The sequence below is a fragment of the Nocardia sp. NPDC004123 genome, assembly GCF_053603795.1.
Map to the genome: position 1 here is coordinate 106,769 of NZ_JBSGGG010000028.1, position 24,312 is coordinate 131,080.

Annotated in this window: 20 protein-coding genes; 15 read left to right on the forward strand and 5 right to left on the reverse strand. The window is 68.9% G+C overall.

Annotated elements, in window-relative coordinates:
- Positions 1-42 precede the first annotated feature (42 nt).
- The 3 genes from ACWEQQ_RS34805 to ACWEQQ_RS34815 are packed head-to-tail and all read left to right on the forward strand — an operon-like array spanning position 43 to position 3,988.
- Positions 43-1,176: an ABC transporter substrate-binding protein gene (locus ACWEQQ_RS34805; RefSeq protein WP_452351180.1), complete on the forward strand. Its 1,134-nt coding sequence runs from the start codon at positions 43-45 to the stop codon at positions 1,174-1,176.
- A gap of 13 nt (positions 1,177-1,189) precedes the next feature.
- On the forward strand, positions 1,190-2,470 hold the full coding sequence (locus ACWEQQ_RS34810; RefSeq protein ID WP_452351181.1) for a cytosine permease: 1,281 nt from the start codon (positions 1,190-1,192) through the stop codon (positions 2,468-2,470).
- A gap of 9 nt (positions 2,471-2,479) precedes the next feature.
- Entirely contained in the window at positions 2,480-3,988 is a 1,509-nt protein-coding gene (locus tag ACWEQQ_RS34815; RefSeq protein ID WP_452351182.1) for an amidase, read from the forward strand.
- On the opposite strand, the gene ACWEQQ_RS34820 is transcribed toward ACWEQQ_RS34815, so the two are convergent.
- From ACWEQQ_RS34820 to ACWEQQ_RS34830, 3 genes are all read right to left on the reverse strand, one after another.
- Positions 3,948-4,730: a hypothetical protein gene (locus ACWEQQ_RS34820; protein ID WP_452340130.1), complete on the reverse strand. Its 783-nt coding sequence runs from the start codon at positions 4,728-4,730 to the stop codon at positions 3,948-3,950. The two genes, ACWEQQ_RS34815 and ACWEQQ_RS34820, sit on opposite strands and share 41 nt — an antisense overlap.
- Before the next feature lie 94 nt (positions 4,731-4,824).
- Entirely contained in the window at positions 4,825-5,394 is a 570-nt protein-coding gene (locus tag ACWEQQ_RS34825) for a DivIVA domain-containing protein (RefSeq protein ID WP_452340129.1), read from the reverse strand.
- A gap of 87 nt (positions 5,395-5,481) precedes the next feature.
- Complete coding sequence (locus ACWEQQ_RS34830; RefSeq protein ID WP_452351183.1) at positions 5,482-6,147, reverse strand: TetR/AcrR family transcriptional regulator; 666 nt, start codon at positions 6,145-6,147, stop codon at positions 5,482-5,484.
- 68 nt (positions 6,148-6,215) lie between these two features.
- Between ACWEQQ_RS34830 and ACWEQQ_RS34835 the strand changes: the two genes are divergently transcribed.
- The 7 genes from ACWEQQ_RS34835 (at position 6,216) to ACWEQQ_RS34865 (ending at position 15,084) form a co-directional block, all read left to right on the forward strand.
- Entirely contained in the window at positions 6,216-7,709 is a 1,494-nt protein-coding gene (locus tag ACWEQQ_RS34835) for a flavin-containing monooxygenase (protein WP_452351184.1), read from the forward strand.
- A 182-nt stretch (positions 7,710-7,891) separates the two neighbouring features.
- Positions 7,892-8,263 (forward strand): preprotein translocase subunit YajC, encoded by a 372-nt coding sequence (gene yajC, locus ACWEQQ_RS34840; RefSeq protein WP_379386935.1) that lies wholly within the window; start codon positions 7,892-7,894, stop codon positions 8,261-8,263.
- 101 nt (positions 8,264-8,364) lie between these two features.
- A complete protein-coding gene (gene secD, locus ACWEQQ_RS34845) occupies positions 8,365-10,065 on the forward strand; it encodes a protein translocase subunit SecD (RefSeq protein ID WP_452351185.1) in 1,701 nt (566 codons plus the stop codon).
- Positions 10,066-10,067: 2 nt separating this feature from the next.
- The gene (gene secF / locus ACWEQQ_RS34850; protein ID WP_452351186.1) at positions 10,068-11,297 is read left to right on the forward strand and encodes a protein translocase subunit SecF; all 1,230 of its coding nucleotides are present in this window, start codon (positions 10,068-10,070) and stop codon (positions 11,295-11,297) included.
- A gap of 17 nt (positions 11,298-11,314) precedes the next feature.
- Positions 11,315-13,033, forward strand: a complete 1,719-nt coding sequence (locus tag ACWEQQ_RS34855) for an ABC transporter substrate-binding protein (protein ID WP_452351187.1) — start codon at positions 11,315-11,317, stop codon at positions 13,031-13,033.
- A gap of 37 nt (positions 13,034-13,070) precedes the next feature.
- Entirely contained in the window at positions 13,071-13,643 is a 573-nt protein-coding gene (locus ACWEQQ_RS34860; RefSeq protein ID WP_452340123.1) for an adenine phosphoribosyltransferase, read from the forward strand.
- 178 nt (positions 13,644-13,821) lie between these two features.
- The gene (locus ACWEQQ_RS34865; RefSeq protein WP_452351188.1) at positions 13,822-15,084 is read left to right on the forward strand and encodes a PucR family transcriptional regulator; all 1,263 of its coding nucleotides are present in this window, start codon (positions 13,822-13,824) and stop codon (positions 15,082-15,084) included.
- Here the strand turns inward: ACWEQQ_RS34865 and ACWEQQ_RS34870 are convergent.
- The gene (locus ACWEQQ_RS34870; protein ID WP_452340121.1) at positions 15,081-15,368 is read right to left on the reverse strand and encodes a hypothetical protein; all 288 of its coding nucleotides are present in this window, start codon (positions 15,366-15,368) and stop codon (positions 15,081-15,083) included. The two genes, ACWEQQ_RS34865 and ACWEQQ_RS34870, sit on opposite strands and share 4 nt — an antisense overlap.
- A gap of 138 nt (positions 15,369-15,506) precedes the next feature.
- Here ACWEQQ_RS34870 and ACWEQQ_RS34875 point away from each other — a divergent pair, with 138 nt between their 5' ends.
- The 5 genes from ACWEQQ_RS34875 (at position 15,507) to ACWEQQ_RS34895 (ending at position 23,623) form a co-directional block, all read left to right on the forward strand.
- On the forward strand, positions 15,507-17,486 hold the full coding sequence (locus ACWEQQ_RS34875) for a peptidoglycan DD-metalloendopeptidase family protein (protein WP_452351189.1): 1,980 nt from the start codon (positions 15,507-15,509) through the stop codon (positions 17,484-17,486).
- A 44-nt stretch (positions 17,487-17,530) separates the two neighbouring features.
- Positions 17,531-18,010 (forward strand): RrF2 family transcriptional regulator, encoded by a 480-nt coding sequence (locus tag ACWEQQ_RS34880; protein WP_452351190.1) that lies wholly within the window; start codon positions 17,531-17,533, stop codon positions 18,008-18,010.
- Positions 18,011-18,076: 66 nt separating this feature from the next.
- Positions 18,077-19,282 carry an MFS transporter gene (locus ACWEQQ_RS34885; RefSeq protein WP_452351191.1) on the forward strand — a complete coding sequence of 402 codons (1,206 nt, stop codon included), beginning with the start codon at positions 18,077-18,079 and terminating at the stop codon, positions 19,280-19,282.
- Between the two features lie 172 nt (positions 19,283-19,454).
- On the forward strand, positions 19,455-21,053 hold the full coding sequence (locus ACWEQQ_RS34890; protein ID WP_452351192.1) for an ABC-F family ATP-binding cassette domain-containing protein: 1,599 nt from the start codon (positions 19,455-19,457) through the stop codon (positions 21,051-21,053).
- A 209-nt stretch (positions 21,054-21,262) separates the two neighbouring features.
- Entirely contained in the window at positions 21,263-23,623 is a 2,361-nt protein-coding gene (locus ACWEQQ_RS34895; protein WP_452340116.1) for a RelA/SpoT family protein, read from the forward strand.
- A 102-nt stretch (positions 23,624-23,725) separates the two neighbouring features.
- Here ACWEQQ_RS34895 and ACWEQQ_RS34900 read toward each other — a convergent pair whose 3' ends face one another.
- A complete protein-coding gene (locus ACWEQQ_RS34900) occupies positions 23,726-24,310 on the reverse strand; it encodes a cadmium resistance transporter (RefSeq protein WP_452351193.1) in 585 nt (194 codons plus the stop codon).
- Between the last annotated feature and the right edge of the window lie 2 nt (positions 24,311-24,312).

Genomic DNA, 24,312 nt, shown 5'->3' on the forward strand with positions numbered 1-24,312 from the left:
ACAGATTCTCCCGCAATCGGTTTCAACCCTCAAGGAATGCTCGTGAAGAAACGTGTCCTCGCCGCTGCCGCGATCACCGGCAGTGTCCTGCTCACCGCCGCCTGCGGTGGCGGCGCCTCCACCCCGAAACCCTCCGGGCAGGGCGTGCTGGCCGGAGTCTGTCCGTCCACCATCGTGATCCAGACGGACTGGTACGCCACACCCGAACGCGCGGCGGCCTATCAGCTGGTCGGCCCGAACGGCACCGTCGACCCCAAGAAGGGCGCGTACACCGGCCCGCTGGGCGACACCGGCGTGAATATCGAAGTGCGGCTGGGCGGTCCGTTCCTCGGTGGCCAACCGGTACCCGCGCAGATGTACCAGGACAACTCCATCACCCTCGGACTGGTCCCGACCGACGAGCAGGTGCGAGCCAAGGCGAAGTTCCCGCTGACCGGCGTCTTCGCCTCGCTCGCGAAGAACCCGCAGATCATCATGTGGGATCCCGCCACCTACACCGTCAACTCGTGGAAGGACGTGGCCGCGACCAACGCCCCGATCCTGTACTCCGAGGGCAAGATCTACATGGACTACCTGATCGCCGGCGGGTACGTGAAGAAGGAACAGGCCGACGCCTCCTACGACGGCACGCCCAGCCGCTTCGTCGCCGAGCACGGCCGGGTCATGCAGCAGGCCTACGTCTCCAACGAGCCGTACCGCTGGGAGCACGACGTCAAGGGCTGGCAGAAGCCCACCGGTCACCTGCTGGTCGCCGACGCCGGATACGAGAGCTACCCGCACGCCTGGTCGGTCCGCAGCGGCGAACTCGACAAACTGCGCCCCTGCCTGCAGAAGCTCGTCCCCATGCTGCAGCAGGCCCAGATCGACTACGTCACCAATCCCGACCCCACCAACCAGGCCCTGCTCCGCATCGCGCAGACGATTCCGGACGGCCCGCCCATCTCCGCCGCCGGCAATACCGACTCCGTCCGGGTCCAGCTGGAGAACAAGATCGTCGCCAACGGCCCCGGCAATACCCTCGGCAATTTCGACACCGACCGCGTCACCCGCGCCATCGCGCAGGTCACTCCGCTGCTGCGCGCCAAGGGCCAGCAGGTCCCCGACAACCTCACCGCCGCGGACCTGGTCACCAACGAATTCATCGACCCCGCAAAGGGTCTCAAGCAGCAGGGATAGGCGGGGCCGAACCATGTCGAGTCACGAATACGAGCAGGAACCGGTCCCGGCCACCGAGCGCCGGAGCCTGCTCTCGGTGGCGGCGGTCTGGGTCGGATTCCCGATGTGCCTGGGCAACGCGGTCTTCGGCGGCTTGATCGTCTACAGCCAGGGCATGGGGCACGGGCTGCTGGCGATCCTGCTGGGCAATCTGCTGTTGTTCGGCTACATCGGCACGCTGAGCTGGATCGGCGGGCAGACCGGCCGCAATTTCTCGCTGCAGGCGCGACGCGCTTTCGGCGACCGCGGGCGCGCCGTGGTGGTCGGCTTCCTGGCCACGGTCGTGATCGGCTGGTTCTCCTATCAGGTCGGGCTCACCGGCACCACGCTCCAAGGCATGTACGGGTGGAATCCGTTCTGGGGCGGGGTGATCGGCGGGACGTTCTTCGTGGTGCTCACCCTCGCCGGGATCCGGGCCCTGTCGCTCATCGGCCTGATCGGCACGCCCCTGTTCCTGATCATGGCGGGCCTGGCCCTGTATTACGGTCTCGGGCACGGGCATTCGCTCTCGGGGGTGCTCGGTTACGCCGGCGGCGGCGGGCCGCTGGGATTCTGGGCGTGCGTGAGCATCGTGGTCGGCGGCTTCGCCGATTCGGGCACCATGACCGCCGACTTCACCCGCTGGGCCCGCGACGGCCGGGCGGGGGTGCTGGCCGCGGCCGCGGCCTTCCCGTTCGCCAATTCGATCGCGTTCCTCGTCGGTGGCGTGGTGGTCGCGATCGGCGGCGCGAGCGATCCGGCGTCGAACGGCGGGGCCTTCCTCGGACTACTCGCCGGGCACGGCTCCCTGATCACCGGGCTGTCGGTGCTGTTCGTGTTCGCGAACCTGGGATCGGTTGCGGCGCACTGCCTCTACAACGGAGCGGTGGGCTGGGCCGGGATCACCCCGCTGCGCATGCGGCCGCTGGCGGTGACGCTGGGCCTGATCGGCACCGTGGTGGCGCTGACCGGAATCTGGGCGCACATCGTCAACTGGCTGGTCCTGCTGGGCGTGGTGGTGCCGCCGATCGGCGCGGTCCTCATCGTCGATCACCTGCTGGCCCGGCGCCGGGCCGCGGCGGGTGCGCCGGTCCGGCCGGTCGCGTTCGCGGCGTGGGGGATCGGGGCGGTGGCCGCCGGGATCGCGCACTATCAGCTGGCGGGCTCGGTGGACGCGGTCATCGGGTTCGTCACCGCGGTGGCGGTGCAGGCCGGAATCACGGCGGTACTGCCGACGGCCGCACGCGAACCCGCCGTCGCCGCCGTGAGCGGATGAGGTCTCACAGTGAATTCCGCTGAGCGAGAGGAACTCTGCTTCCTCCCCGCCACCGAACTCGCCGCCCGGGTCCGGTCACGGGAGCTGTCGCCGGTCGAGATCGTCGACGCGGTACTCGACCGGATAGCAGAATTCGACCCACTGCTGCATGCCTTCTGCACCCCCACGCCGGACCTGGCGCGGCGACAGGCGCGGCGGGTGGCCGATGGACTGGCGCGCGGCCTCGATCCGGGGCCGCTCGCGGGAGTGCCGCTCGGGATCAAGGACCTGCTGTCCACCAAGGGAATTCGCACGACCGCCGGGTCGTGGGTTTATCGCGATCACATCCCGGACGAGGACGACATCGTGGTCGAACGCGCTCTCGCGGCGGGCGCGATCTGCCTGGGCAAGACCAATACTTCCGAATTCGGTTACAGCGCAACCGGGCTCAATCGCCTGTTCCCGGCCACCCGCAATCCGTGGGACCTCACGAGGAGCCCCGGCGGATCCAGTGCGGGGTCGGCGGCGGCGGTCGCGGCCGGGCTGGGGCCCGCGGCCCTGGGCAGTGACGGCGGATGCTCGGTCCGCGCGCCCGCGGCGTTGTGCGGGCTGGTCGGAGTCAAGCCGTCGATGGGTCGGGTGCCGGTGTATCCGGGCTGCCGCGACGAGCGGCTGCCCGGCGTATCCGGCTGGGAGAGTGTCGAACACATCGGCCCGATCACCCGGACCGTCGGTGACGCGGCACTGCTGCTGTCGGTGCTCGCCGGCCCCGATCCGCGCGATCGGCACTCCATTCCGTGTCAGGACGTGGACTGGATCGGCGCGGCCCGGGCCGGTGCCGAGCATCCGGAGTCGGTGGCCGGGCTGCGGGTCGGATTCAGTGCCGATCTCGGGTACCTGGCGGTGGATCCTCAGGTTCGGGCGGTGGTCGAACGAGCGGTGCTGGAGGTCGTGGGCGGCCGCCTCGGATGCCGCGTCGAGGACGTGACGCCCGGGTGGGCGGACCCCGCCGCCGCCTTCTCCGCGCTGATCATCGCCGAGACCGATCTGACCGGCATGCGAGCCATGATCGACGCGTACGGCGAGCGGATGTCGCCGTACGTGATCGACTGGATCCGGCAACCGTGGACCGCACAGCACTTCACCGACGCGAACATCGCGCGCAAGGCGCTGGTGAACACCATGGCCCGGCTCATGCGCCACCTCGATGTCCTCATCACTCCGACCACGGCCGTCCCGGCCTTTCCGGTGGAGCTGACCGGTCCCGAAATCATCGACGGCACAGCGGTTTCCGATTCTGCCTGGATCGGATTCAACTATCCCGCCAATCTCACCGGCCAGCCTGCCGCCAGCCTTCCGGCGGGCTGGACCGACACCGGCCTCCCCATCGGACTCCAGATCATCGGCCGCCACCTCGACGACGCCACCGTGATCCGGCTGGCCGCGGCCATCGAGCGCGTCGCTCCCTGGGCGCACCGCAGGCCGCCGGTGGCACCGGTCAGCTCGGCGACGCGGCTGGGTGCGACGGTGCCGGGATGACGGTGGCGTCGGTTGCGGGTGCCGCCGGTTCCGGGGCGGCCGATTCCGGTGTGCCCCGGAAGAAGTCGGCGTAGACGCGAAATGCCATGGCGAGGTAGGCGAGGGTCTTGGGAATCATGAGCAGACCCAGCTGGGGGATGCGGCGAGCCCACAGGATGACGGGCAGGTAGCAGGCGAAGGACGCGGCCATGGCGTCGGAGAGGAAGCGGAAGGTGCGATCGCCGGTGCGGGTGGCTTCGCGGCGCATGAGGTACATCTCGCCGGCGCCCACGGCCAGCAGCGGGAGATTGCGGTCCACGCCGTACCCGGCGGGCGTCTCGTCCCGGTCCCAGTTGTTGAACGGCGTTGCCAGCAGGATCAATCGCACGAACGACAGCCCCAGCAGCGATTTGGTGAAACCGTCCCAGGAGCGCCGGAACCGCAGCCGCCAGGCATCCAGTGACAGCACATAGAACAGGGTGATCGTGATCGAGGTGGCCATCTCTCCCAGCCCGATCAGACTCGCCCGCCGTCCCCGCAGGCTCAGATACCCGCGGTCCTCGCCGCGTGCCATGGACACCGCGCGCAACGCCAGGTGTGCGGTGTCGCCGGTCGCCAGCAGGGTGAACGCCTCCTCGAATCGCGCCGCGGTTTCCCGCTGCTCCCGCGGAACCCGGTCGCGATTGCGCCGCATGGCGATCACCAGCCCCCAGATGATCGCCAGGTAGGACATGTTGAAGGCCAACTCGAATCGTCTACGCATGACGATCAGTCTGTTGCGTCGGCTCCTCCGGAAGCAGGGCCCAAGGTCCCTACACGCGAGACGTCCGATGGAGATTCTGCTCCGACTTCGGGTGTCAGTGCCGGGATGCTTCGGGCTTCTCGAGCTGGTGTATCACCAGGTCGAGAAAGGCGTCGACCTCCTCGCGGTGATAGGCGGGCGCGCCGTCGGTGGCGAGGTGGAAAGTGATGTCCCGGATATCGTTCGGGGTGAGGCCGTTGGGGCCGTGGTGGGCGAGCGTCGCCGCCAGGCGGTCGAGGAACGCGCCCACTTCCTCGGCCAGATAGCCGGGGAAACCAAAAGGGGGAGCGGAGAATTGGATGCGCAGGACGTCGTCGTGGGTGAGGGTGTCGGGCGTGCGGCCGGCGGGGAGGCGTCCGCGGCCGCGGCGTAGGTATTCCAGTTCCGTGCAGACGTGGTCGAGGAAGTCGTCCACCTCGTCGATGTCGTAGCCGCGATGTCCGGGTGGGGGACCGTCGAATTCGATGTGCCGGATCTCGGCGATGCTCAGATGGTCGCGGCCGAGCATGGTGTCGGCGATGCGTGCGCAGAAGGCGTCCACCTGGGCGGGGTGGTAGCCGTGGGGACCGGACGGCGCGTGGCCGAACCGGGTGCGGCGGACGTCGTCTGGGGTCACTCGGGTCATTGTGCCAATGGCTGCATGTCCGAATTACCTCCGCCCCCAGCCGAATCCGGCCGCACCGGACAAACGGTCCGTTTGTGCACGGTGGGGTCAGTGCTTGCGGACGCCGTCGATGAGCAGATGCCGGATGGCGTGGCTGAGATCGTCGACCGCCTGCACCTCGGGCGTCCGGATGCCGTGCAGAATGGCGGCCAGCAGCATGCCGGTCACCGCCCGCGCGGTGTTCACGGTGTCGAGATCCGCACGCAGATAACCGCGTTCGACCCCGTGCTCGAGGTACCCGGCGGTCAGCATGTCCGCGGTGTCGAGCAAACCGTAGAGCCGCGCGGTCAATTCGGTGTCGATGCCGGTGGCCTGGAACAGCAGCAGCTGCGCCACCCGCCGGTCCTCGAGGAAGATGTGGTTCAGCGCGTCGCCGATGCGATCCACCTGCGCGCGGTACTCCTCGAGGCTGTCGGCGGCGTCGGGGGCATTGTCGGTCCCCAGCGACTCGATGATCCGCGCGGACAGATCGTCGATGACGTGGTCGATGATGTCGCGCTTGTTCTCGAAGTACCGGTAGAACGTCCCATGCCCGATGCCCAGCTCGCCCGCGATGTCGGCGATGCCGGTGGCGTGGTAGCCCCGCTCGGCGAAACACGCGAACGCGGTGTCGATGATCTCCTGCCGGAGTTCGGCCTTACGCCGTTCGATTCTCGAGGATGGCTTCGTCACGAGCCCGATGATACGGTGATCACAAACGGAATGAGATGTCATTCCGTGACATGTGCATCATTTCTTTGAACACAGTTTTGTTCGAACACAGTTCTTGCAGGAGGTTCGGCGTGGCACCTCAGTACGACGCCATCGTGGTCGGCGCGGGATTCGGCGGTATGGGCGCGGGCATCGAGCTGGATCGGCTCGGCCTGAGCAATTTCGTCATCCTCGAGCGGGAGAACGACCTGGGCGGCACCTGGCACGTCAACCGCTACCCGGGCCTGGCCGTGGACATCGCCTCGGTCACCTACTCGTACTCCTTCGAGCCCAACCCGTACTGGTCGCGGCTGTTCGCCCCGGGTTCGGAGCTGAAGAAGTACGCCGAGCACGTCGCCGACAAGTACGACCTGCGCCGGCGCATGCGGTTCGACACCGTGGTCGGGGGTGCGCGCTGGGACGAGGAACAGCAGTACTGGGTGGTCTCCGTCGAGAACGGTGAATCGCTGACCGCGCGCTACCTGATGGCCGCCACCGGATTCCTGTCGCAGCCCTACACCCCGCCGTTCCCGGGCATCGACACCTTCGCGGGCACGATCATCCACACCACCGCGTGGGACGACGAGGTCGATCTCACCGGGACCAGGTCCGCCATCATCGGCACCGGCGCGACCGCCGTGCAGCTGATCCCGGAGGTCGCCAAGCAGGCGCGGGCGCTGACCGTCTTCCAGCGCACCCCGATCTGGGTGGTCCCGAAGGTCGACGCCCGGATTCCGCCCGCGGTACAGAATCTGTTCGCGCGAGTTCCGTTGACGCAGAAGGTCGCTCGCCTGGTCAACACCTCCATGCTGGAGGCGCTCATGGTGGTCGGCGTGCTGCACTTCAAGGAGGCCAAGCCGCTCAACAGGGCCGCGGGCATCCTGGCCAAGGCGCATCTGCGAACCCAGGTGCGCGACCAGGAGACGCGCAAGAAGCTGACGCCGGACTACGACTTCGGCTGCAAACGCCCCACCTTCTCCAACCTCTACTTCAAAACCTTCAACGAGCCGCACGTGCGCCTGGAGACCAACTCCATCGACCACATCGAGCCCGACGGCATCGTCACCGCCGACGGCCACAAGACCGAGATCGACACCCTCATCCTGGCCACCGGCTTCAACCTGTGGGACGTCAACTTCCCGGCCATCGAGATCATCGGCCGCGACGGCCGCAATCTCGGAAAGTTCTGGCGCGACAACCGCTTCCAGGCCTACGAGGGCATCACGGTGCCGAAGTTCCCCAACCTCGTCAGCCTCAACAGCCCCTACTCCTACAGCGGCCTGTCCTACTTCACCACCATCGAGGCGCAGATGAAGCACATGGCGCGCCTGTTCGGGGAGATGTTCCGCCGCGGCGAACGGGTCTTCGAGGTCACCGAGCGCGCCAATGCCGACTTCCTGGACCGCGTCACCGAGAAACTGGATTCGTCGGTCTTCTACGGCGGCCAGTGCGCCACGGCCCGCAGCTACTACTTCAACCAGCACGGTGAGGCCGCGCTGTTGCGCCCGACAAGCACCCTGAACGCCCACCGCGAGGCGACCACCTTCCCGCTCGACGACTACACCTACGGGCGGCAGCCGGCCTGAGCGGGACTGCGCGGTCGGCAGAGTCGGCGGTCGACCGCGCAGCTGGGGGAAACAGGATGAATCAGCCCTGCGCGAACGAGCATGGACTCTAGAACAGGTCGCCGCGCATTCTCTCAGGGATTACTGGCAGACTGTGTGGGAAACGCACCCAACCGACCACTTACTAGGGGCTGACTTCGACGATGGACCTTCTGCTGCCGCTACTGCTGGTTGCCCTGCTCATCCCGATGTTCCTCGGTGTCCGCCGTCAGAAGCGGGAGATGTCGAAGGTCACCGAGATGCAGGACAGCCTGAAGGTCGGCGACCGGGTCGTCACCACGTCGGGGCTCTTCGGCACCGTGGTCGAGCTCGATGACACCACCGTCGATCTGGAGATCGCCGAGGAAGTCGTCACCACCTGGCTGCGGCAATCGATCCGCGAGGTGCGCAACGACGACGCCACCGAGGACACCACCGCCGAGACCACCGAAGCCGCGTCTTCGAACGGCGTCGCCGACGATCACGTCGCCGCCCCCGAAGCCGCCGACGACGCGCCGCGGCTGACCAAGGACTGACATACTCCGCGCCATCGGCCGCACCGGATTCCCGGCGGCCGGTGGCGCTGCGGTGTGTGCCCGCTCGTTCCACCTTCGAATCCGCCTAGGAGATAAGTACTGTGCCACCTTCTCAGGGAACGGCGCACCCGTTGCGTCTGCTCGGCATCTACGCCGCGCTGGTGGCTCTGATGTTCGGCCTGATCTTCTTCACCGGGGACAAGCACCACACCCCGAAGCTCGGCATCGACCTGCAGGGCGGTACCCGCGTCACCCTGACGCCTCGCACCCCGGATGGCGGTAAGCCGAGCCAGGACAGCCTCAAGCAGGCGCAGAACATTATCGAGCAGCGCGTGAACGGTCTGGGCGTGGCGGGCTCCGAGGTCGTCATCGAGGGCGACAATCTGGTGATCACAGTCCCCGGTGCCGATGGCGCACAGGCGAAATCGCTGGCGACCACCGCCAAGATGTACTTCCGTCCGGTGGTGCAGAGCGCCCCCGCGCAGGCGGGTAAGCAGGCCCAGCAGCCGCAGCAGACCCAGCCGCAGCAGCCGCCGAGCACGAGCGCGACGCCGGCCGAGACCACCCCGGCCACGGCCGAGGCTCCGGCCCCCACGACGACCGGCGAGGCCCCGCAGAACCGGGTGTTCCCGGCGCAGGCCCCGACCACCCCGTCCGCGCCGCCGTCGACGCCCGCGCAGCCGGGCGGCCAGCAGCAGACCGCGCAGGAGATCGCGGCCGCCAAGGCGGCCCGCCAGAGCACCGACCAGAACGCCCAGCTGCAGGCCATGGCCACGCTGGACTGCTCCAAGCCGGATCCGTTGCAGGGCAACGACGATCCGAACCTGCCCCTGGTGACCTGCAGCACCGACGGCACCACCGTCTACCTGCTCGACAAGTCCGTGATGGACGGTACCGAGATCAAGGACGCCTCCGGCGTGCTGCAGCAGGCCCAGTGGGTGGTCAGCCTGCAGTTCAAGTCCAGCGGCACCGACCAGTGGGGCAACCTCACCAACAAGTACGTGGGCAAGCAGATCGCCTTCACCCTGGACTCCCGCGTGGTCTCCGCGCCGGTGATCAAGGAGGGCGGCCAGTTCAGCGGTAGCACCGCGATCTCGGGTCCGGGCATCAATGCCAAGACCTCCAAGGAGCTGGCGAACACCCTGAAGTACGGTTCGCTGCCGCTGTCGTTCGGCACCTCCGAGGCCGAGACGGTCTCGGCGACCCTGGGCATCTCGTCGCTGCACGCCGGTCTGATCGCGGGTGCCATCGGCCTGGTGGCGGTGCTGCTGTACTGCCTGCTCTACTACCGCATGCTCGGCTTCCTGGCCGGTTTCTCGCTGCTCGCGGCGGGTGTGGCGGTGTACGCGCTGATCGTGTTGCTGGGCCGCTGGATCGGCTTCACCCTCGACCTGGCCGGTATCGCGGGTCTGATCATCGGTATCGGTATGACGGCCGACTCGTTCGTCGTCTTCTTCGAACGCATCAAGGACCAGATGCGGGAGGGCCGCAGCTTCCGGTCCGCGGTCCCGCGCGGCTGGCAGCGCGCGCAGCGCACCAACCTGTCGGGCAAGACGGTCTCGCTCATCGCCTCCGCCGTGCTGTACGTACTGGCCGCGGGCCAGGTGAAGGGCTTCGCCTTCACCCTCGGTGTCACCACCGTGCTCGACGTCGTCGTGCTGTACCTGGTGACCTCGCCGCTGATGATGCTGGTCTCGCGCTCGCCATTCTGGGCGAAGCCGTCGGTGAACGGCCTGGGCGCTATTGCAGAGCTTGCACAGGAACGCAAGGCCACCGCCGGCGTCCTGGTGAAGGAGGCGTGATCATGGCCAAGTCCTCTCCCGTCGTCGTGGATTCCGACTCCGAGCTCGACTACGAGGCCGTGCCGACAGGCAAGCGGCACAGCCTGTTCGAGCGGCTCTACACCGGTACCGGTGGTTTCGAGATCGTCGGCAAGCGCAAGATGTACTACGGCATCGCGGCGGCGCTGATCGCCATCGCGGTGGCCAGCATGGTGTTCAAGGGCTTCACCCTGGGCATCGACTTCGCGGGTGGCTCCCGGATCCAGCTGCCCGCCTCCGACAGCGTCACCACCTCGAAGGTGGAGGACGTCTACCGGTCCACGCTCGGCCACGACCCGGTCACCGTGCAGAAGGCGGGCTCGGGGTCGTCGGCGACCATCCAGATCCGTTCCGACACACTGAGTGCCGAGCAGGCCGACAAGCTGCAGACCGCGCTGTTCGACGCCTTCCATCCGAAGGACTCCAACGGCCAGGCCAGCCGCAATGCCATCAGCGTCGCCGAGATCAGTGGAACCTGGGGTGGCCAGGTCACCAAGAAGGCGTTGCTGGCGCTGGTGGTGTTCGTCGGATTGACCACGCTGTACATCGCGATTCGCTTCGAACGCGATATGGCGTTCGCGGCGATCGGCTCGCTGTTCTTCAACCTGATCGTCACCGCGGGCATCTACTCGCTGGTCGGTTTCGAGGTGACACCGGCGGCGGTCATCGGTCTGCTCACCATCCTGGGCTATGTGCTCTACGACAACGTGGTCGTCTTCGACAAGGTCGAGGAGAACACCCGCGGTGTCCTGCACCTGACCAAGCACACCTACGCGGAGAAGGCGAACCTGGCGGCCAACCAGACGCTGATGCGCTCGATCAACACCACCGTCATCGGCATCCTGCCGATCATCGGCATGCTGGTGGTCGCGGTGTGGCTGCTGGGTGTCGGCACCCTCAAGGACCTGGCGCTGGTGCAGCTGGTCGGCATGATCGTGGGTGGTTACTCGTCCATCTTCTTCGCGGTGCCGGTGCTGGTGACGCTCAAGGAGACCTGGGGTCCGGTGGCCGCGCACACCAAGAAGGTGCTCAACCGCCGCTCCGGCGGCGCGAAGGCGCGGGTGGGCGCGGCGGCCGCCGAGCGGGCCGGCGCCGCGGGCCGTGGCGCCGAGGCCAATGGTTTCGGACGCGACCACGCGCCGCGCAGTCAGAGCGCCGGGGCGCCGCGTCCCGGGGCCCGGCCGACTGGGAAACGACAGCAGCGACGGCACTGAGCGCAGGGGGTGCGACCGTGAAGCAAGACCACAGGGTTGTGCGCCGGACCGCCGTCGCGCTGGTGGCGGGTGCCCTCGCCGCCGGTGCGCTGGCCGGGTGCTCCAGCAAGAATCAGGTGCCCTCGATCGGGTACGGCGTGGACGCGGTCGTCGCCAGCTACAACGGCGGCAGCACGCTGGGCGCGAACAGCGGTACGGCCGCGGTGTTCTCGCGGGTCCTGACCGGGTTCTTCTATACCGGTCCGGACGGGCAGCCGGTGGCCGACACCGACACCGGCACCGCCAAGGAGGTCCCGGGCGACGCGCAGACCATCCAGTACCGCCTCGCCCCGGAGGGCGTCTACTCCGATGGCGTGGCGACCTCCTGCGATGACCTGGTGCTGACCTGGGCGGCGCGCAGCGGGCGATTCACCAAGGCCGGTCCGGGCGGGCCGGCGCCGTTGTTCGACGCCGCGAGCACCGACGGCTACCGCGATATCGAGCGGGTGGACTGCCAGCCCGGATCCAAGGACGCCACCGTGGTGTTCCGGCCGGGCAAGCACTATTCGGCGTGGAAGACGCTGTTCAATGCCACCGAGCTGATGCCCGCGCACGTGATCGCCGCGCAGGTGAAAATCCCGAGCGTGGTGACGCCGGTGCAGACCGGGGATCAACCCACCCTCGAGCGCATCGCCGACTTCTGGAACAACGGCTGGAAGCTCGCCCCGGGCAAGGTGGACCTGACACTGCTGCCGTCCTCGGGGCCGTACCGGATCGACTCGTTCGGTGACAAGGACGGTCTGGTGCTGGTCAAGAACGAGAAGTGGTGGGGCAATCAGCCCCGGACGCCGCGGATCGTGGTGTGGGACCGGCACTCCGACCTGAAGTCGAAGGTGTCGGACAAGTCGATCGGCGTGCTCGATGTGGGCGCCGGGTCGCTGGGCGACGTGGGCCTGGGCGGGTTCCACAAGCAGAATCTGCCGAGCCGCGGGGTCGAGCAGCTGGTGCTGAGCACCGGCGGGGTGTTCGGATCGGCGGATGCGCGCCGGGCGTTCGCGCTGTGCGTGCCGCGGCAGGCGCTGTTCGACAAGTTCGGGCACCCGGGTTACGACGTCAAGCTCGGGCTGGGTGCGAGCCTGCTGAATTCCCGGACGGTGCAACAGGATTCGGTGTACTACTCGGCGATCTCGGGTGCGGGTGACAAGTACAAGGGCGGTGACGCCACCGCCACCCAGGCCGCGGCGACCTCGGGTGTCCAGAACCAGACCGTCCGCATCGGCTACGTCAAGCCGGACGAGCGGCGCGCGGCCACGGTGACCGCCATCGCCGACGCCTGCAAGGCCGCGGGCATCACCGTGGTCGACGCGGGCGCACCGGATTTCACCGCGTCGCAGCTCACCGACGGCAAGGTGGACGCCATCCTGGGCGGCACCGCCGGCATGCCGGGCCCGTCGGGTTCCTTGGCCGGCGCCGGTGCTATCGCGTCGCTGCGCACCGGCGCGGGGCTGAATTTCGGCCGGTTCGGCAACGGCCGCTACGATGCCATCGCGGATCAGCTTGCGGCCGAGGACAACTCGGGCACCATGCTGAACCTGCTGACCGAGCAGGAGAACCTGCTCTGGAGCGAGATGCCGTCGGTTCCGCTGTTCGCCGCCCCCCGCACCATCGGGTTCGGTGACGGTATGGAGAACGGCATCGCCAGTCCCACCGAGGCGGGAGCGGGCTGGAACATGGATCGCTGGGTGCTGAAACGGTGAGAGCCGTGGTGGCGTGGTGAATGAGGAGTGGGTGCGGATGAGCAAGCACGAGATGCTGGAGACGGCCGAGGTGGCGGGGGAACGGGCCGCCCGCGCGGCGGCCGCGGTGCAGCGTTTGACCCGCTGGCGTGACGACTTCCCGACGCCGGGAGTGCGTTTCGCGGATCTGTCCCCGGTGTTCGCCGACTCCGAGGGCTTCCGCGCGGTGCTGGACTGCTTGGCGGCCTGCGCCCCCGACGCCGACCTGGTGGCGGGTGTCGACGCGCGCGGCTTCCTGCTGGGCGCGGGCGTGGCCGCCACGCTGGGCACCGGCGTGATCGCGGTCCGCAAGGCGGGCAAGCTGCCGCCGCCGGTCATCTCGCGTGAGTACACCCTCGAATACGGTTCGGCGGCACTGGAGATCCCGGCCGACGGCATCGATCTGAAGGGCCGTAAGGTCCTGCTGCTCGACGACGTGCTCGCCACCGGCGGCACCCTCGCCGCGGCGGCCGAGCTGTTCGCCGCCGCCGGGGCCGAGGTGGTCGCGGCGGCGGTGGTGCTCGAGCTCGGCTTCCTCAAAGGCCGTGAACGCCAGGGCGATTACCCGCTGACCTCCATCGTCGAGCTATGACCGGTCACCTCCCCACCCCGATGGCCTGACCGATCAGGGCCTGCACGGCGGTGGGGAGGATCTCCGGGTTGATCGGCCGGAATTGGTGGAATGACAGGCCGATCCGGCGGTGGCGGCTATTCGCCCTGCTGGATTCATTTGCCCCGCGAAGGGATTCGGTCGCGGCGACAATGTACCGGTGAGTAACCCACCCGAGGATCAGGCCGCGTTCACGGAATTCCTGGCGACCCACCTGTCCGAGGCCGCGCGGGAGATCCTGGCGGCGGTGGTGCGCAGCGTCCCGGATTACGAGCAGTTGCCACGGGATCTGCTGGAGCGGGACGTGATCCGTCGTGCCGAGGACAATCTGCGGCTGTTCACGCGACTGCTGGGGGAGGGGCGCGAACCCCAGGCGGGCGATCTGGACGACATGATCGCGGTCGCGGTGCGGCGGGCGCGCGAAGGCATCCCCCTGGACGCGGTGCTGGCGGTGTATCACCAAGGGGCGCTGGCGGCCTGGAACTTCCTCACCGCACAGGCGCGGACGGAACACGAGCGGGAGGAACTGCTGCGGGCCGTGCCGCAGTTGCTGCGGTATCTGGGCGTCGTCATTCCGGGCGTGGCCGGGTCCTATCTGCGTGAGCGGCAGGACCTGCACTGGGAGCAGCGGGAAGCCAAACGTGCTCTGGCGCAGGCATTGTTGCAGGGCAAACCGGCCGAACTGCCGGCCGATCGATTCGGGATCGCGCTCGGCGGCTACCACGTGCTGGCGCTGCGCACCGTCGGCACGGCCGCCCCGGTGGGCGATGTGCGGCCCGCCGCGGTGGGCGATGTGCGGCCCGCCGCGGTGGGCGATGTGCGGCCCGCCGCAGGGGACGGCGCGCGGCCCGCCATGCGGGTGATCCACGGGGAGGTCGACGCGCTGTCACCGCTGGCGCTGACCGTGCTGGATCGGGCCGGGGGCTGGGTGCTGGTGCCGGTGAGCGAACCGGCCGCCCGGGTCGATGCCGCGGTCGCCCGGATCGCCGCCGCCGCGGGTGGCCGGGTGATAGCCGGGACAGCCACCGCCGCAACCGTTTCCGAGATTCCCGGGCGTGCCGAGGAGGCCGGGGAGATCGCCCGGCTCGCCCTAGGACTGGGACGGCCGACCGGTGTGTACCGGATGGCCGACCTCGCCCTGCAGTACCAGTTCGCCCGGCCCGGCCCCGCCCGCGCCTGGCTGCTCGGCCTGCTCGCGCCGCTGGCCGGGCATCAGCACCTGATGGCGGCCCTGCGTGCGTATCTGGCCTGCGACCACAATCGCGTCGCGGCCGCCGAGTCGCTGGTCGTGCACCGGAACACCCTGAACTACCGCCTGAACCGCATCGCCGCCCTCACCGGATACGATCCCGGCCGCTCCGAGCACACACCCCTGTTCGCCGCGGCTCTCACCGCGTTCGATCTGTCGGCCGCTGGCCTCTAGCGGGCAATGACCCGGGCGACGAAACCGGTGACCACCAGCCAGAAGACCGCGGCCAGGCCGTAATTCAGGACGGTGTCGATGTTCGGGCTGCCGGTGTGGAACAGGCCCGGGAAGAACAATGCGAGAGGTTCGGCGAGCCCCTTGATGAAGACGAAGAACTTGTTGGACTGATCCGCGTTGAGGATCAGCATCAGGATGTAGACGCCCTCGACGAGGGCGAACAACGTGCCGACGCCGCTGATGATGCGAGCGGCGTGGACTTCATTGCGGGCGACGTACGGCATATCAGGGGGATGCCCGCTGTATGCCTGTTGAAACAGACGCGCAGATCCCGGTGAAACAGACACGCAGCTCCGTGAAACCGCGTGTCCGCCATGGCATGATGTCCGAGTGATCACCGCGGCGGCCGGGAGCGTTCGGGCGTGAAGCCCAAAGTCCTCGTAGGTGGGGCGGTCGCCCTGGTACTGGGTCTGCTGACCCTCGTCCTCATCATCATCCTGCCTGCCAGCGAGACCAGTTGCGGCCCGGGCACACCCAGCGTTCCGGCCGTCACCTCGGCCCGCACCGAACCCAACTGCCCCACCACCGGCTCGCCCGTCGAGGCCGGTCTGCAGGAGGGCGCGCTGCGCGTGCTGCGCTGCACGGTGGCCCACTTCGGCATGATGGACATGCGCGGCACCGTGAACGACGACTCCGTTCCGGACCTGAAGGCCGGGCGCTCGGTGGAATTCATCGTCGGGTCGGACTCGGGCAAGGGCGACGCCATCGTCTCGTTCCTGCAGCAGAACGCCGCCGCCTTCCGGGTCGACTACCTGATCTGGAAGCAGCGCAGCTGGACTCCGGGCGCGGCCGCCGGCACCGAGTGGAGCCCGCTCGGCGACCGCGGCGACGTCGCCCGCAATCATCTGGACCGGGTCCAGGTCACCATCAAGGACGCCGCTCCCACCGCCACCGAGCTCGCGCCGGCCAATGCCTCCATGGCGGCGGCGCCCGGCACGGTGAACGAGGCGGGCAGCCTCACCGGGGCCGGACGGCACCAATATCCGCTCGCCGCAGGCACATTCACCGTCAGCGACGTGTTCGGTGCGCGCGGCGGCACCCATATGGGCGTCGACCTGGCGGCCCCCGCGGGCACGCCGATCTACGCCGCCGCCGACGGGCTGGTGGTGGCCGCGGGCGCGGCATCCGGCTTCGGCGACTGGGTGGTCATCGACTCCCTCGACGGCAGCGGCCGCCGGTACTCCACCGTGTACGGGCACATGTACCAGAACGGCATCTTCGTGCACACCGGCGACGTCGTGCAGATGGGCCAGCACATCGCCGACGTCGGCAGCAATGGCGAATCCTCCGGCCCGCACCTGCATTTCGAGCTGGTGCCGGGCGGGCGGCTGACCGGCGGGCACCAGGTCGACCCCATGCCGTGGCTGGCCGGCGGCAGCATCCCCACACCCAGTACGCCCTACTGCGAGAACGGATTCGGCACGCCGGGCGGCAATCTCGCCTCCGGGAAGGTGCCGCCCGAACTGGAGATCTGGTACCGCCGCGCGGGTTCGCTGTGCCCGGAGATCGGCGCCTCGCTGCTGGCCGCCCAGGGTCAGGCCGAATCCGGGTTCCGCACCGACGCGGTGTCCCCGGACGGCGCGCAGGGCATCGCCCAGTTCATGCCCGGCACCGCCAAGGCCCTCGCACCCGACGGACAGCCGTACGTCATCGACGCCGACGGCAAAGGCTATGCCAGCGTGCTGGATCCGGCCGACGCCATCATCGGGCAGGGGCGCTACATGTGCGCCATCGCCAAGACCATCGAGGGCTGGATGTCGGAGGGCAAGGTCTCCGGCGACCTGACCGCGCTCACCATCGCCGCCTACAACGCCGGCGAGGGCGCGGTGCTCGCCTCCGGCGGCATGCCCAACCAGATCTCCCGGCACTACACCGAGACCCGGCCGTACGTGGCGCGGATCCTGGCCGCCGAGCCCGGATTCCGCAGCCTCGGCAGCGAGGGGCGGTTCCAGGCCGACCCGAACGCCGATCTGGGAGCGCAGATCGTGGCGGCGGGACAGCAATGGGCCGGCACCCCTTACGTTTTCGGCGGCGGCGGCCCGGGCGGGCCCAGCGACGGCGGATTCGACCAGGCGGGCTTCACCGCGGCCGCGGTATTCGCCGCCAGCGGCAGCACCATCAGCCTGCCGCGCACGGCCGAACAGCAGTGGGAACAGGGCGTGGAGGTCCAGCTGCTCAATGCCAAACCCGGTGATCTGGTGTTCGGGTCCTTCGGCCCGCGCGGGCCCTCGGATGTCGGCGTCTACACCGGCAGCGGCCGCATGCTGCACGCCGAATCCGGCGGCAAGGTCACCGAGGTGCCGCTCTCGAACGGCATGAAGGCCCGCCGCATCAGCCGCTGAATCGGGGTTGGCCCGGGTATCCGGGACATGTATTATCCCTATTCATGATGATGGGTGAAGGCGTCGAATGGGGACTGCACTGCTGCACGGTGCTGGCCTGGCTCGACGATCACGCGCCGATCGCCACCGCCCGCCTGGCCGAGATCTTCGAGCTGCCGCCCGAATACCTGAAGAAGCGGTTGCAACCGCTGGTGCGCGAGGGAATCCTCGACTCCACGCCCGGCGCGCGCGGGGGCTATCGGCTGGCGCGCACACCCGAGCGCATCACGCTCATGGACGTGGTCTCGGCGGTCGAGGGACGCACGGAAGCCTTCCGCTGCACCGAGATTCGCCGCCGCGGGGCCGGAGCCACCCGGGCGAGTACGGAATTCGCCAAACCGTGCGGCATCGCCCGGGCCATGGGGCGCGCCGAGCTGGCCTGGCGGCGCGAGCTGGCCGCGCAGACCGTGGCCGACCTGATGGCCGCCGCCCCGGCCAATGCCTCGGCCCACACGCGCAGCTTCTATGAACATGTGACCGCCTGAGCGGTCGCGCCGCTCGCGAGAAACCGACCCGGCCCCGCGCCGGGTTTTTTCGGAAGGAGATTCGGGATGACTAATATCCCGGTTACTGCCCGGCCGTCGACGGCCGAGGCCGCCGCCGCGCCGAACGGGTTGCGGCGCACCCTGATCCTGGCGCTGGGCACCTTCGCCGTCGGCACCGACTCGTTCATTCTGGCCGGGTTCCTGCCGGACCTGGCCGGATCGCTGCGGGTGTCCACGGCGACCGCGGGCGCGGCGGTGACGGTGTTCGCGGCGGCCTACGCGCTGGGGTCGCCGGTGCTGGCCACGATGACCGCGCGGCTGCCGCGCCGGGCGCTGCTGGTGTCGGCGCTGCTGGTGCTCGCGCTGGCGAATCTGGGATCGGCGCTCGCGCCGACATTCGCGATCCTGCTGGCCACCCGGATCGTGGCCGCGCTGGGCGCGGCGGCCTTCACGCCCAACGCGGGCGCGGTGGCCGCGGCGCTGGTGCCGCCGCAGGCGCGCGGGCGGGCGCTGGCGGTGGTCGTCGGCGGGCTGACCATCGCGACCGCGCTGGGGGTGCCGCTGGGTGATCTGCTGGGGCACTGGCTGGGCTGGCGGTCGGCGCTGACCGGGGTCGCGATCGGGTGCCTGCTGGCGGCGGCCGGTGTCGCGGCGTGGGTGCCGGCGCTGCCCGGCAATCCCGCGGTCCCGCTGGCGAAACGGCTGGCGGTGCTGCGCAATCGGTCGGTGGCGGCCGTGCTGCCGCTGACGGTGCTGGGCATGGGGGCGGCGTATGTCGTGTACGCGTATGCCGTTCCGGCGTTGGGGGCCTTGGGAATCGGGGCCGCCACGACCGCGTGGATGCTGATGCTGTACGGCGTGGGCGCGGTGGCGGGCAACCTGTCGTCCGGCTACGCCACCGACCGCTTCGGCGCCACCCGGGTGCTGACCGCCGGATACGCGGTGATGGCGGCGACCCTGGCGAGCATGGGTGTGCTGGCGGCGACGGACACCCATGTTCCCGCCCTGGCCGGGCTGCTGGCCCTGGGCTGGGGCGCGGCCAGCTGGTGCCAGACGCCGGCGCAGCAGCACCGGCTCATCGCGGCCGCGCCGCAGGAGTCCGGGCTGGTGGTGGCGTTGAACGCCTCCTGCATCTACATCGGCATCGGCGCGGGGACCGCGCTCGGCGGCATCACCCTGGGGCACGGCGCGACGGTCATGTACGGCCTGGCCGCCCTGCTGGCCGTGATCGCGCTCGGCTACCTGCGGTGCACCGCGCGAGCCGCGCGCTGACCGGCGGTGAGACTCGGCTCACGAAATACGTTCTTGCACGGGCTCGTTGATCTCGGTTACCGTAGCCGAGTTCTTTTCCCGTCCGATCGGAGACATGCCGTTGCTCTTCTGAGGTGATCGCCGAGTGGCCCGCAATCGCGCGCCGCATTCGCTCACTCTCGGGGAGGTCCGCATGTCAATGCCCGTTATTTCCATTTCCGATCTCACCTTCGCGTGGCCGGACGGCACCGGAGTGTTCGACGGCCTCGACGCCCAGCTCGGACCCGGCCACCTCGGCCTGGTCGGCAGCAATGGCGCGGGGAAATCCACCCTCTTCCGCCTGATCACCGGCGAACTGCGCCCCGCGCGCGGTTCGGTGAGCATTCCGGGGCGGTTCGGGTACCTGCGTCAGGACCTCGGATTGGCCGCGGGGCAGCGGGTCGACGCGGTGCTCGGGCTGGCCGGGATCCGTAAAGCCCTGCACCGCATCGAATCCGGATCCGGCACCGACGCCGACTTCGAAACCGTGGGCACCGCCTGGGATATCGAGGAACGCGCCGTGGCACTGCTCGGACGGCTCGGATTGCATTACGTCGCAGGGGATGTCGCGCAGCTGGATCGGCGGCTCGACACCCTCTCCGGCGGCGAGACCGTGCTGCTGGGCCTGGTCGCCGAGCTGCTGCGCGAACCCGACGTCCTGCTGCTGGACGAACCGACCAACAACCTCGATCAGGTGGCGCGGCAACGCCTCTACGAGGTCGTCGGCCAGTTCCCCGGCACCGTGCTCACCGTCAGCCACGACCGCGAACTGCTCGACCGCGTGGACGCCGTCGCCGAGCTGCGGCAGGGCGAGATCCGGCTCTTCGGCGGCAATTTCAGCGAGTACGAGCGGATCATCGAGCTCGAGCAGGACGCCGCCCGCGCGGCGATCCGGGAGGCCCGCAGCGATGTCCGCAAGCAGGCGCGCGAACTCGACGAGGCCCGCATCAAACTCGACCGGCGGCAACGCTACGGGCAGAAGATGTGGGACCAGAAGCGCGAACCCAAGATCGTCATGGGGGAGCGCAAACGCCAGGCCCAGGTCGCGGCGGGCAAGCTGCGCAACAACCACATCGGCAAGGTCGAGGAGGCCAAGGATCATCTGACCGACATGCAGGACCGGCTGCGCGACGACCGCGAGATCCGCGTCGACCTGCCGGACACCCGGCTCTACCCGGGCCAGGACGTGCTCGAGCTGACCGAGGTGCGGCTCCCGTGCGGGCCGACGGTGACGCTGAAAGTCAGTGGCCCCGAACGCATCGCGCTCACCGGCCGCAACGGCATCGGTAAAACCACGCTGCTGCACCGCATCCGGGAGGAGTCGCCCAGGGTGCCCTGGCGCATGCTGCCGCAGCGCCTGGATGTCTTCGACGAATCCCGGTCGGTGTTCGAGAACGTGGCGGCCACCGCGCCGCACGCCTCGGCCGAACAGATCCGGGCCCAGCTGGCCCGGTTCCTGTTCCGCGGCACCGACGCCGATGTCGCGGCCGGCGCGCTCTCCGGCGGTGAGCGGTTGCGCGCGGCCCTGGCCATGCTGCTGCTGGCCGAACCCGCGCCCAAACTGCTGCTGCTCGACGAGCCGACCAACAACCTGGACCTGCCCAGCCTCGCCCATCTCACCGAGGCGCTGGCGAGCTTCCAGGGCGCGCTGCTCGTGGTCAGTCACGACCCGCGGTTCCTCACCGAGATCGGGGTGACCAGGCGGCTGGAACTGACCCCGGATGGCCTGGTCGAGAGCGCGGGCGAACAATGAGCAGGGAGGCCCGGCCGACACCGGAACAATCCGGGTCCCATGCGGGCGCGAAACCGGGCCCCGACCGGGTATCGTTCATCGCTCCGGAGCTGTTCGGACCGGCGGTGATCGCTGTCCGGTCGGGATCCGATTCCAGGACTAAAGTGGATGATCTGGGTGGTTGAACGGTCCGATATGGTTTTCCGATCGAGGCCGCGAGCGGAGGTGGCATGACACAGCATCTGGAGCAGGCGAACTCGGGGCAATCGCCCGAGGGTGAGTCCGCCACCCCATCGGCCAACGGGCAGTCCGCCGCTCGCAGCACCACCGCCGTTCCCACCTCCGCATCACGTCGCGTCCGCGCGCGCCTGGCCCGCCGCATGACCGGGCAGCGCGGCATCGCCGCCGTCAAGCCGGTGCTCGAGCCCCTCGCCACTGTGCACCGGGAGCTGTACCCGAAGGCGAATCTCGCTCTGCTGCAACGGGCTTTCGACGTCGCCGACGAGAAGCACGCCCACCAGTTCCGCAAGTCCGGCGACCCGTACATCACGCACCCGCTGGCCGTGGCCAACATCCTGGCCGAGCTGGGCATGGACACCACCACGCTGGTGGCCGCGCTGCTGCACGACACCGTCGAGGACACCGGGTACTCGCTCGACGAGCTGACCGCCGAGTTCGGCACCGAGGTCGCCCATCTGGTCGACGGCGTCACCAAGCTGGACAAGGTCAACCTGGGCGCGGCCGCCGAGGCCGAGACCATCCGCAAGATGATCATCGCCATGGCCCGCGACCCCCGCGTGCTGGTGATCAAGGTCGCCGACCGGCTGCACAACATGCGCACCATGCGTTTCCTGCCGCCGGAGAAGCAGGCCAAGAAGGCCCGCGAGACCCTCGAGGTGATAGCGCCGCTGGCGCACCGCCTCGGTATGGCCACCGTCAAGTGGGAGCTGGAGGACCTCGCCTTCGCGATCCTGCACCCCAAGAAGTACGACGAGATCGTGCGGCTGGTCGCCGACCGTGCGCCATCACGTGACACTTATCTGGCCAAGGTGCGCGCCGAGATCGTGAACACGCTGGCGTCGAGCCGGATCAATGCCGTAGTCGAGGGCCGACCGAAGCACTACTGGTCGATTTATCAGAAGATGATCGTCAAGGGTAAGGACTTCGACGACATCCACGACCTGGTCGGCATCCGCATCCTCTGCGACGAGGTGCGCGACTGCTACGCCGCGGTCGGTGTCGTGCACTCGCTGTGGCAGCCCATGGCCGGGCGGTTCAAGGACTACATCGCCCAGCCGCGCTACGGCGTCTACCAGTCGCTGCACACCACCGTGGTCGGCCCGGACGGCAAGCCCCTGGAGGTGCAGATCCGCACCCAGGACATGCACCGGACCGCCGAGTTCGGCATTGCCGCGCACTGGCGGTACAAGGAGACCAAGGGCAAGCACTCCAACGACTCCACCGAAGTCGACGACATGGCGTGGATGCGTCAGCTGCTCGACTGGCAGCGGGAGGCGGCCGACCCGGCCGAGTTCCTGGAGTCGCTGCGCTTCGACCTCAAATCGCCCGAGATCTTCGTGTTCACGCCCAAGGGCGACGTGATCACCCTGCCGCAGAAGTCCACCCCGGTGGACTTCGCCTACGCCGTGCACACCGAGGTCGGGCACCGCTGCATCGGCGCGCGCGTCAACGGGCGGCTGGTCGCACTGGAACGGCAGCTGGAGAACGGTGAGGTCGTCGAGATCTTCACCTCCAAGGCCCAGAACGCCGGACCCTCCCGGGACTGGCAGAACTTCGTGGTGTCCCCGCGCGCCAAGGCCAAGATTCGGCAGTGGTTCGCCAAGGAACGCCGCGAGGAGGCCCTCGAGGCGGGCAAGGACGCCATCAGCAAGGAGGTCCGGCGTTCGGGCCTGCCGCTGCAGCGCCTGATGAGCGTCGACGCCATGAGCGCGCTCGCCCACGAGCTGCACTACACCGACATCTCGGCGCTGTACGCGGCCGTCGGCGAGAACCAGGTGTCCGCGCACCACGTGGTCCAGCGGCTCATGGCCCAGCTCGGCGGCGTCAGCGATGTCGAGAACGAACTGGCCGAGCGGTCCACCCCGTCCACTGTGCCGGCGCGTCAGCGCACCACAGGCGATGCGGGCGTGGAGATTCCGGGCGCGCCGGGGACGGTCTCCAAGTTGGCCAAGTGCTGCACCCCGGTGCCCGGCGACGAGATCATGGGCTTCGTGACCCGCGGCGGCGCGGTCAGCGTGCATCGCACCGACTGCACCAACGCCGATTCGCTGCGCGCGGAACCGGAACGGATCATCGAGGTCAAGTGGGCGCCGTCGCCGTCGTCGGTGTTCCTGGTGGCCATCCAGATCGAGGCCCTGGACCGTACCCGCCTGCTGTCGGACGTGACCAAGGTGCTGGCCGACGAGAAGGTCAACATCCTCTCGGCCGCAGTCACCACCTCCGGTGACCGGGTCGCCATCTCCAAGTTCACCTTCGAGATGGGCGACCCCAAGCACCTCGGCCACCTGCTCAATGTGGTCCGCAATGTGGAAGGCGTCTACGACGTCTACCGCGTGACCTCGGCCGCCTGATTCCGTCCTGCCCCGGCGAAAGCCGGTGCGGGACAGGTCAGTCCGCGCGCAGCAGCGGCTGGGTGGAGCAGCGGAACGCGTCGATGGGCAGGCCGTTGGTGTTCACGTGACGGCATCGAGAAGATCTGACCGATGCAAGATGTAGAGGCCGAGTCCGATGAACACCGCGGGCATGGTCCACCGGCTGAACCGCTGCAGTGCGCGCACCAATCCCTGATGGGAGACGAGCAATGAGCTGGCCAGGCACCACGCCGCAGTGCCGATCGCGAACACCGTAATCGTCAGCACGGTGTCGGCGACTCCCATGGTGCGGAACGGCGCGGTGTATATCGAGATGTTGTCGCCACCGTTGGCGAGGATGAGTCCGGCCACCGACCATAGCCCGGTTGCCATTTCGGCCGGCTCCCGATCAAAGCCGCGGTGCGCGCGGATGGCCTTGGCCAGCGTCCGGATCCCCAGCACCAACGGTGCCAGCCCGAGTAGGCCCACCCATCGCAGCGGCACGAAGCGCAGCCCGGTTGCCGCCAGCCCGGACGCAACCACCATCAGTCCGGTGCCGAGAAATTGACCGGCCCAGATCTCCCATTGCTTCGGCGCCCCGGTGGACCGGGACGCGACGTTGAGCATGGCAAGCATGACCGCGTCATCGAGATTGGTGCTCGCGAACATCACCACGGCCGCCGTCACCG

Bases quoted from the DNA above. Each gene is read 5' to 3' on its own strand.
- ACWEQQ_RS34890 (WP_452351192.1), top strand. From the start codon at position 19,455: ATGTCAATGCCCGTTATTTCCATTTCCGATCTCACCTTCGCGTGGCCG.
- yajC (WP_379386935.1), top strand. From the start codon at position 7,892: ATGGACCTTCTGCTGCCGCTACTGCTGGTTGCCCTGCTCATCCCGATG.
- ACWEQQ_RS34860 (WP_452340123.1), top strand. From the start codon at position 13,071: ATGAGCAAGCACGAGATGCTGGAGACGGCCGAGGTGGCGGGGGAACGG.
- ACWEQQ_RS34870 (WP_452340121.1), bottom strand. From the start codon at position 15,368: ATGCCGTACGTCGCCCGCAATGAAGTCCACGCCGCTCGCATCATCAGC.
- ACWEQQ_RS34830 (WP_452351183.1), bottom strand. From the start codon at position 6,147: ATGACATCTCATTCCGTTTGTGATCACCGTATCATCGGGCTCGTGACG.
- ACWEQQ_RS34820 (WP_452340130.1), bottom strand. From the start codon at position 4,730: ATGCGTAGACGATTCGAGTTGGCCTTCAACATGTCCTACCTGGCGATC.
- ACWEQQ_RS34880 (WP_452351190.1), top strand. From the start codon at position 17,531: ATGATGATGGGTGAAGGCGTCGAATGGGGACTGCACTGCTGCACGGTG.
- secF (WP_452351186.1), top strand. From the start codon at position 10,068: ATGGCCAAGTCCTCTCCCGTCGTCGTGGATTCCGACTCCGAGCTCGAC.
- ACWEQQ_RS34810 (WP_452351181.1), top strand. From the start codon at position 1,190: ATGTCGAGTCACGAATACGAGCAGGAACCGGTCCCGGCCACCGAGCGC.
- ACWEQQ_RS34885 (WP_452351191.1), top strand. From the start codon at position 18,077: ATGACTAATATCCCGGTTACTGCCCGGCCGTCGACGGCCGAGGCCGCC.
- ACWEQQ_RS34895 (WP_452340116.1), top strand. From the start codon at position 21,263: ATGACACAGCATCTGGAGCAGGCGAACTCGGGGCAATCGCCCGAGGGT.
- ACWEQQ_RS34825 (WP_452340129.1), bottom strand. From the start codon at position 5,394: ATGACCCGAGTGACCCCAGACGACGTCCGCCGCACCCGGTTCGGCCAC.